A 9,175-nucleotide genomic window follows, 5' to 3' on the forward strand; every position below is an offset into this window, starting at 1 on the left:
TAGAACTGGTCTGAATGTTAAGAGAGCATTAAAGATGTAGACATACTTTATTGGTTATAAAAAATAGAAAAGGAAGAAGTTAGTCGTTGCTAAAAATAATAATCATTATTTACTTATAGTTAAAAATAAGTATAATCTCATAAGTGTATATGAAAAAATCAATTTTCACAAGTGTAATTTTTTATGTGACAATTCTATCACTGAATGCGCAAGAATATTCGGGAGATATATACAATTATATAGAAAACCCCCAGATGATTTCCGAAAATAAGGAAGAAGCCCACTCTGGATTTTATTCTTTTACCAATGAAAAAAATGTCTTAAAAGGAAATATTGTCAAAGCGGATAGCCATCTTTTGCTAGATGGCTTGTGGAAATTTAAGTGGGTAAGAAAACCAGATGAAAGACCTTTATATTTTTACAAATTAGATGCAAATGTGGATGGTTGGGATACTATAAAAGTTCCTTCCAATTGGGAAGTAGAAGGTTACGGTATTCCCATTTATGTAAACCATCAATATGAGTTTGCAGATTATAAAGCACCTGTTTCTGAGGAAATTGAGTTTGTGGATCGAGTGTACCCAAAAAAACCAGGGCAAGTACCTCATGATTATAATCCTGTAGGTTCTTATCGTAGAGAATTTAATATAGGTAACTCATGGGTGGTAGATAAAGAGATTTTTCTTCACATCGGAGCAATGAAATCTGGTGGTTTTGTTTGGTTAAATGGTAAGTATGTAGGCTACTCACAAGGAAGTAAACTTCCAGCGGAATTTAATATTACACCGTATTTAAAAACGGGTAAAAATGTAATAGCATTACAGGTTTATAGATGGACAGACGGTTCTTATTTGGAGTGTCAAGATTTTTGGAGAATTAGCGGTATTGAACGAAGCGTTTATCTGTATGCCCAACCAAAAACTAGAATTCAAGACTTTGAGGTCGTATCTGTTTTAGATAATGCTTATGAAAATGGATTATTAAATATTTCGGTTGATATTAAAAATCATCATAAGAAAAAGAAGAAGGCTCAACTATCTTATGAGATTTATAATGACGGTAATATACTAGTAACTTCTGGCTCTAAAAAGTTCGAAATAGAAAATGCAGAAAGTAACTCTCTTGATTTTAATACAACAATTAAGAATGTAAAACAATGGAGTGCAGAGCACCCTAATTTATACAGGTTACACTTAAGTTTAAAAAATAATAAAGGAAAAATTTTAGAATCTATTTCAAAAAAAATAGGCTTTAGATCTGTTGAGATTAAAAACGGACTCCTTTTAGTAAACGGGGAACGTATTACATTAAAAGGAGTAAATACACAAGAAGCAGACCCAGAAACAGGGCATGTAATGAGTGAAGAATTAATGTTAAAAGATATAAGATTATGGAAAGAAAATAATATTAATGCCGTAAGATTAAGTCATTATCCTAGGGCAGATAGGTTTTATGAGTTGTGTAATGAATATGGTATTTATGTAGTTGATGAAGCGAATATAGAATCGCACGGAATGTACTATGGCAAATACTCATTGGCAAAAAAGCAAGAATGGGAAAAAGCTCATTTGGCAAGAATGGTAGATATGGTAGAACGCCATAAAAACTATCCTTCGATAATCATCTGGTCTATGGGGAATGAGGCAGGGAATGGTGTAAACTTTTTTAAAGGCTATGATGCTATAAAGGCAAATGATAAAAGTAAGCGTCCTGTACAATACGAGCGACCATACAAGGATTATGATGGTAGTATCTATGATATGGATAGGAATACGGATATACTTGCTCCGCAATACCCATCACCAGGAACTTTTAGAGCTATCGGAGAATCAAAAACAGACAGACCATATATACCTAGTGAATATGCACATGCTATGGGGAATAGTACAGGGAATTTTCAGGATTATTGGGATATTATAGAGCAATATGACAATTTACAAGGAGGTTTTATTTGGGACTGGGTAGACCAATCTATATGGAAAACTAATGAAAAAGGAGAACGATATTATGCTTATGGAGGGGATTATGGAGAAAATATGCCAACTGATAATTCTTTTTTAAATAATGGTATAGTATTTCCGGATCGAACGCCGCAACCAGCTCTTTATGAGGTAAAAAAAGCACACGAGTACATCAATTTTAAAGACAAGGGAATAAATAAGTATAAGGAACTACGTGTTTTAATAGAGAATTTATATGATTTCACTAATCTAGATCAGTTTAATTTTACTGCAAAAATAAAGGCCGATGGAGAAATACTAAAAACCATAGAGATTAAAGATATTTCAGTAGAAACCCATACAGGGAAGCTTATTAGAATAGATCTTGACGGTGTTACTTATAAAGAAAATACAGAGTATTTTGTTGAAATATCAGCATTTACAAAAGAAAAATGGGGGCTTTTACCAAAAGGATTTGAAGTAGCACATGAACAAATTCCTTTGTCTGAAAAATTTAAAAGAGTTCCTCTAGAAATAGGCGTAAAATCAGATTTAAAAGTTAAAAATGAAGAAAACATCCTTACCATTTATAATGAAGGGGTTGCCATGGTTTTTGATAAAAAACAAGGTCGTCTAATTTCGTATGTATTTATGGGGAATCAATTGCTAAAAGATGGTAGAGGTCCTAAGCCTAATTTTTGGCGGGCTGTAACAGATAATGATTTTGGAAGTAAAATGCACCTTAAAAATATAGAATGGAAAAAAGCTTCTTTATATTCAAAAGTTTCAAATTTTGAGTATAACAAAATAGACAAAGGACAGATTAAATTGCAAATAACGTATGAGTTACCTGGAGTAGAAACAACTTTCAGTTCTATTTATAATATTTATGGTAATGGAGTTATTGGTATATCCAATGTTTTAAATGAAACAACATATAAGGCAGATATTCCCCGTATTGGGATGCGCATGCAAATGCCAAAACAATATGATAATTTAACTTATTTTGGGCGTGGTCCATGGGAAAATTATAAAGACAGAAAGGCTTCAGCCTTTATAGATGTCTATGAATCAAAAGTAAAGGATCAATATGTTCCTTACATCCGCCCTCAAGAGAATGGATATAAAACAGATGTGAGATGGGCGGCACTTTCTAATGATCAGAACAATGGGCTTTTAATTGTTACAAAGGATAAGAAAAAAGGTTTTGGAATTAGTGCCTTACATATGCCAAATGAGGATTTTGATACGACTTCTAATTTAGCTTATGATGCAAATAATGATGTAGATAAAGAATACCAAATAGATGGTATTCCAGAAGTGAACTCAAGTAAGCATACAATCCATATTAAAGAAAAAGATTTAATTCAGTTAAATATAGATTTAGACCAACGAGGTGTTGCAGGAGATGATAGTTGGTACTCAAAACCTCAAGAAAAATATTTAATTAATGGGCAAGTAAAGCACACTTATAGTTTCTTTTTAATTCCTTTTCTGAATAGTACAAAAAATGATTTTATAAAGAATAACAAGACTTATTAGTTTGATTTGTGTTTAAAAAAAAGTTTTTTTTAAAATTAGGTAGAAAGAAATGTGTTTTAATTTTTAAAAGGCAAGGAAATTTTTTAAACTTCTATTATTAATTATGTGGTTAATTTATTCTGGTTTCATTTTTCCATTGGCGTAATAGACCTTAGTATTTTAAAGTAGTCTGGTGTTGTTAAAAAATATCACTTATCTTTTTAAAGTTTGTTCAATATCTCATTATTCATAAGTTTATTTAGTCGAGTAACTATAAAATAAAAGGTCTACAATTTATAACAAATTGTAGACCTTTATCTGCTAAACTAATTCAAAAAAACCTTTATTATATATTTGGGTCATTTGGTGTGTTCGGATTACTATTTCTTTCGGTGTCAGGGTAAGGGTAAAAATTTCTATTCCTTTCTTCTCCGAAGTTCATAGATGTACCGCTAGGTGTAGGTCTATTGAATCGTCTGCTGTCCTCAAGGCTAAGACCTGTTAGGAAAAGCTCAGCTCTACGGTTTTTATATACTTCATCTAATAGAGCATCTACAGTGCTATCGCCAGCATATGGTGCTAAATTTGCATTAATTAGAAAAGGGTCATCTGTATCGGTAAGCACTTCGTTAATAGCAGCTATTGCAGCTACAACATCAGGGGAACTTTTTCTTAGGTTTGCCTCAGCAATAATTAGATTCATCTCATCAGGTATGTACAGGGGAATACTACCCGTATTTACATTGAAAAAACCAGCTAAATCTTCAATAGGAAGACCATTTTGATTTGTTTCATCTAATGGTACTAAGTAGAAAGAAAGTCTGCCATCTGCTGGGTCGAAAATGAATTCTACAGGAAGTCCAAAGTTATCTCTTGGCTTAAAACTAGGAGCTCCATTTAAAAATACTCTACTCCAGATTGGATTCAAGTTTTGAGAATCATAAACAAAAGCTGATGTTGATGATAAATCCACATCATTAGCAGCTGATATAGCAGCAGTGTAGTTACCATTAAATAAGTTATACCTCGCTAATAATGCGTTTATTGTATTAGGTATATTAATATTCCCAAGAGTTACAGAATTTGTAAATTCGGCTGATATGGGATCGGCCGTAATAGCTGCCTTCGCTTCATTTAATAATGTTATAACAGTCTCAAATGCAACTTCACGCGTCACAAAATCGGCCATATTATCGTTATTAGTTTGGACAATGACTTGCTCATAGTTTTGCGCAAGGCATCCTATAGCTAAAGCCTTGAACAGTTTTGCGTGTGCTATTAATCCGCTTTGAGACCCTGCTTCAAGGTTAATGTTTGTGGCATTTACCTCTATATCCTCAGAGACCTTAATCACCCGTAACATAGTGGACCAAAGTTTTTGGATATTACCATTGAAATTAGGTAAGGCAGAGCCTCCGTCTTCTAATTCAATCATGTTTTGAAAAGTAGTGGTAATTCCTCCTTCTCTGGTTGTTATTGCTGGAGTTTCGACCATCCAGCGTATTCCTGATGTAGAGTACAGTTGTTGCATACCTACAGCTGCTGCTAAAATTCCTTCTCTAGAAGAGAATGTTTCATCTGCAGTAGCGGAATTTGGATTTTCAAAATCGGTATCACAAGAATTTAAGGCCCAAATAAAAATAAAGGCGAATAAGATTTTATTTATCATGTATTTTTTCATTGTAAGACTTTTAGAAATTGATATTTAGGCCTAATTGGTATGTTTTAGGGATTGGTACTCCTGCAAAATCAAAACCTCTGACACCGTTACTTTGTCCAGCTGTATTTATTTCAGGATCCCAACCACTATAATCATCCCATGAAATTAAGTTTCTACCTACTAGGCTTATTTTTATATTATCTACAGCTTTGAAAGGCTCTTTTATATTGTAGCTAAGGGATAATTCTCTTAATTTGAAGAAAGAACCATCTTCAACATATTCTTCGAATATTCCGGCTTGGGCGCCACCATAACCTTTAGGTCTATTGCCTGATAATTCTTGACCAACATTTGAGCCGCCACCAAAAATTACATTGTCTAATAGACGACGATTCCAATTGAATATATCATAACCTTGAACGGCATCGATTTGAATTCTTAAATTAAGGTTTTTATAACTAAATTCATTGATTAATGATCCGAACCATTCTGGGTTTGGGTCTCCAATAACTTTAGATGATAGGCCATCTTCAGTAGTTCCTCTAAATGGATATCCATTGTCGTCAAGTGAAATACTTCCGTCAGAATCTCTAGCATAGAATTGGCGAAAGAACACTCCTAATGGCTCTCCTTCTATAACGTAATTTGTAGCAAAACTCCCTGCCAAGGCAAATTGACCACCTCCTGCTACTTTTGTCACAACATTTTTGTTTTTTGAATATGTTGCAGTAACATTCCAAGAAAAATCATTCGACTTTATAGGGGATCCTTTCAGTAAGAGTTCAATCCCTTTGTTTTCTAAATTGCCTACGTTTTCAATTCTCGAAGCGAACCCTGTAGAAGGAGAAAGTTCTCTAGGAAGAAGAAGATCACTAACATCTTGCTTGTAATATGTAAGCTCAACTCCTAAACGATTGTTAAGAAAACCAGCATCGAAACCAAATTCAATTTCTTCTTGTCGCTCCGGTGCTATGTCTAAATCACCCTGTTGTGTATTTGGAATAAGGCCAGGGGAACCATTTATTGCAGATGGATCATATAATGTGAAACGTTGAAAAGCAGAAAGAGCAGTAAGATTCCCTGCCTGACCCCAAGAGCCACGTAATTTAAAAGTGCTAAAGGTGTCTCCGAATGTATTCTGCCAAAATTCTTCCTCAGAAGCAACATAAGATACACTTGCTTTTGCATATAATTGATTACGCTGATCTTCACCAAAAGTAGAAGCGCCATCTACCCGTATCGCTCCATTTATATAAAGTTTATTTTTAAAACTGAATGACTGCTGTAAAAATGAACCCCAATATGATATTTGAGATCTAGCTTCTCCCTGAGTTAAAATACTACCACTTTCGGCAATTTCTACAATTGGTGATAAACCGTCTGCACTTATGCCTAAACGATCAAATTCTTCATATTGCCATGATCCCCCAACTGTGGTGTTTGAAGAAATTGACTCATTCAAATCTAACTTATAAGAAAAATTCAGGTCGCTGTTATATTGAAAATTATTTAAATCAGACTTTCTAGCAAAACCATTTGCATTGGGTGAAGTATTATTTATTGGAATAAATCCGTTTGCAGATTGGTTAAAATAATCTAACCCCAAAGTATAACTTGCAGATAGCTTATCGTTTATTTTAGCATCTAAAGCAACACTAGTAATAAAACGATTTACTTTTTGTCCAAAATCGAACCTATTAACAGCTTCCAAAGGGTTCGTTCGCGGAACCAATAAGGAAGTAACAGGGTATATTCCTGATTCGTTTGGATAAGGGTTAACAGAGTTGTCACTAAAAACAAATCCTGTAATAGCTCCGTAGGCCGAATTAATTCCACCATTAGGTATGTCGTTACTTTGGCTCCTAACGTAGTTTAGACCAGCGTTTATTGTTAACCATTCGAACGCCTTTTGTGTAAGATTTAACTTGAACCCAATTCGTTGGTAGTCGGTATTTTTTATAATACCTTCATTATTAAGATGTGAAGTAGATAGAAAATAAGACGTCTTGTCACTACCTCCGTTCATTGAAAAATAGTTTTCAACTCCAAATCCTGATCCAAAGAAGCCATCCTGTAAATCATACCTCTTTACAGGTACTGTATTAAGGTTTGTTCTATCAAATGGATCTTCCCATGCTAAGGGAGCTGTATTATAGTCAATTTTCTTTCGTAGTTCATTAATTTTTACATTTGTTGAAAAACTAAAACGAGGAGCGCCAGACTTTCCTTTTTTAGTGAATATCTGAACCACACCATTACTTGCTCTAGAGCCATAAATAGCGGCTGCGGCTGCACCTTTAATAATTTCAATGCGCTCTACATCATTTGGATTTAAATCTGATAGACGGTTTTGTGCATTACCACCAAGGTCTACTAGTTGATTACTAGAGTTACTTATGATAATACCATCTAAGATATATAGTGGGTCCGAGCTTCCTAAAACAGTACTTGGCCCTCTAAGTCTTATACTGATGCCTCCCGCAGGATCTCCAGAATTTTGCTGAACTAAAGCTCCTGTTGTTTTACCTGAAATGGCTTGATCTACCGCAGTAGCCCCATTGTTCACTAGATCTTCAGACTTTACTGAGGATATTGAGTTTCCAAGTGTTCTTTTGTTAACACCTACGATATTACCAGTAACCACAATCTCATCCAAGCTTAATAAATCTTCGGTAAGAGCAATATCCGTATTTAGTTCATTAGAAGAAGCTAAGGTTATTTTAATTCTTTTGGTAGAATAGCCTATGTAGCTTGCTATTAAGGTATGCTCTCCTGGCTCTAAATTAGCCTTAAAAGAGTAGTTTCCATCAAAATCAGAAACTCCACCATAGGTAGTGTTGTCTAGAAATATGGAAGTGCCAGGGACAGGAAAATCTTGACCTCCACTGGTAACATTTCCTGCAAAATTATACTCTTGTGTTTGTCCAAAGGCCAAAGTGGTAGAGGTTAAGAGCATAAAGAGTATCAGTCTTGCTACTTTGTTTTTTTTAATAAAACGTCTTTTTTTCATATAGTTTTGAGTTAAGTTATTAGTTTGATTTTCAAAGACTTCCATGAGATGGAAGAATTGCTTATCATTGTAAAATTAATAAAATTTTTAAACTATGTCGGTTTATGCGGTTTTTTTTTGCAAAAAACAGCAAGATGTTATTCGTATCTTGTGTAATATTGCAAATTCATGCTATATTTGATTAGATATTAGAAAATATTCGTAATTCAATGCTTAAAGAAGAAAGACATCAATTAATCCTTAATGAGGTAGCTCTACATAATAGGATATTATTAACGGATATCTCGGAAGTTCTTAATGTATCTGTTGATACTGTTAGAAGAGACGTAATTCAATTGGATTCAGAGAAAAAATTAAAAAAGGTACATGGCGGGGCTATTTCTTTAGGATACGTTAACAATACTTCTCAGCATGACAAGGTTTATGCTATTGCAAAAAAAACAGCTATAGCAGAAAAAGCGGTGAAACTATTGAGAAATGGTCATGTAATCCTGATACATGGTGGTACAACATGTCTTGAACTTGCAAGGATTATACCTGCGAAAATGAGCTTAACCTGTTTTACACTAAGTCTTCCCATTGCTATGGAATTATGCAAAAAACCGAAATTGGAAGTTATTTTGATTGGAGGAACTATGGCAAAAGAGTCGCAAATAGCATCAGGTGGCCATGCAATTCATAACATTTCAAAGATAAAAGTAGATTATGGATTTATAGGCACCGGATATGTAGATGCAACATATGGGCTGACGGAGTTTGATTGGGAAAGTGTTCAGGTGAAGATGACTGTTGTGCAGGCTTCTAAAAATACCGTATTGCTTACTATTTCAGAGAAATTAAACTCACAAAACCGTTACAAAACATGTGAACTTAGTGATGTTTCTACGATGATTACTGAGTTAGACCCAAATGACCCTCTTTTAGATGATTTTAGGGAAACAGGGATTAATTTATTGTAAAGCACTAGAGGTTAGATTCTGGTCTAATGACAATGCAAAAAAAACATTAGAAATCACTATTGATTCCCTTTTAGCATCAAATCAA

The 9,175-nt window shown here is 34.0% G+C and carries 4 protein-coding genes; 2 read left to right on the forward strand and 2 right to left on the reverse strand.

What is annotated here, in order from left to right:
* Window positions 1–149: 149 nt before the first annotated feature.
* On the forward strand, window positions 150–3,482 hold the full coding sequence (locus tag QZZ51_RS09175) for a glycoside hydrolase family 2 TIM barrel-domain containing protein (protein ID WP_291868925.1): 3,333 nt from the start codon (window positions 150–152) through the stop codon (window positions 3,480–3,482).
* A gap of 325 nt (window positions 3,483–3,807) precedes the next feature.
* Here the strand turns inward: QZZ51_RS09175 and QZZ51_RS09180 are convergent, their stop codons facing one another.
* Window positions 3,808–5,142, reverse strand: a complete 1,335-nt coding sequence (locus QZZ51_RS09180) for a RagB/SusD family nutrient uptake outer membrane protein (RefSeq protein WP_291868927.1) — start codon at window positions 5,140–5,142, stop codon at window positions 3,808–3,810.
* Between the two features lie 10 nt (window positions 5,143–5,152).
* Entirely contained in the window at window positions 5,153–8,131 is a 2,979-nt protein-coding gene (locus QZZ51_RS09185; RefSeq protein ID WP_291868929.1) for a SusC/RagA family TonB-linked outer membrane protein, read from the reverse strand.
* 209 nt (window positions 8,132–8,340) lie between these two features.
* Here QZZ51_RS09185 and QZZ51_RS09190 point away from each other — a divergent pair, with 209 nt between their 5' ends.
* On the forward strand, window positions 8,341–9,090 hold the full coding sequence (locus QZZ51_RS09190; protein WP_291868930.1) for a DeoR/GlpR family DNA-binding transcription regulator: 750 nt from the start codon (window positions 8,341–8,343) through the stop codon (window positions 9,088–9,090).
* Window positions 9,091–9,175 lie beyond the last annotated feature (85 nt).

Source organism: Maribacter sp., assembly GCF_016744255.1.
Classification (GTDB): Bacteria; Bacteroidota; Bacteroidia; order Flavobacteriales; family Flavobacteriaceae; genus Maribacter_B.